1 protein-coding gene is annotated in these 608 nt (G+C 49.2%); it reads right to left on the minus strand.

Features of this window, described 5'->3' with window-relative positions; genetic code table 11:
* On the minus strand, positions 1-608 hold a 608-nt coding region (locus tag AB4185_RS21870), incomplete at both ends, for a VCBS domain-containing protein (protein WP_372135934.1).

Consider the following 608-nt stretch of genomic DNA (forward strand, 5'->3'; position numbering starts at 1 on the left):
TCTGGGGTAAACGTAAACGTACCATCGGCATTGTTTAGAATAGAGCCATGGTCAGCATGCAGGTTTTCAATGGTTAGTTTACCGGCGTCATTGGCATCCACATCGACGGTATTCGCTAATAGTTGCGCGGTGGTTAAGGTTTGGCGTGTATCTTCACTGCCATTTGCAAGCACCACTTCAGATGAACAGTAAGGTCTGTCGTTACTGCCGTGAATGGTGATGACAATATCGTGTGTTGTACCATCTTTTGAATGGACTGTAATCGTATCGGTTAAGCTTTGCCCTTCACCAAGTTGGTCAATTGCAGTGCCACGCGTTGTGGGTCTAGCACCTATACCTGATAGATGCCCAGCATCGGCATGGTAATGCCAGGTGCCATCGGTGAGTAAGATTAGATCGCCATAGGTGCCGTGATAGTTGTAACCATTGCTGCCTTGGCGTTCAAATCCTGACTCGCCTACATCGGGGTCTGTGATGGTCAGCTTGCCATCAGCATAGAGTGTTGTATTGCCAAGTGTGGCGATGCCTGAGTGAGCATAGTCGGGTGACATGTCGACACCCGCGCTGTTTTCGGTTATTGAACCAGTATCAACGCCAGCGATTTGGGC

It is taken from the genome of Vibrio sp. 10N.286.48.F5 (assembly GCF_041469785.1).
Classification (GTDB): domain Bacteria; phylum Pseudomonadota; class Gammaproteobacteria; order Enterobacterales; family Vibrionaceae; genus Vibrio; species Vibrio crassostreae_C.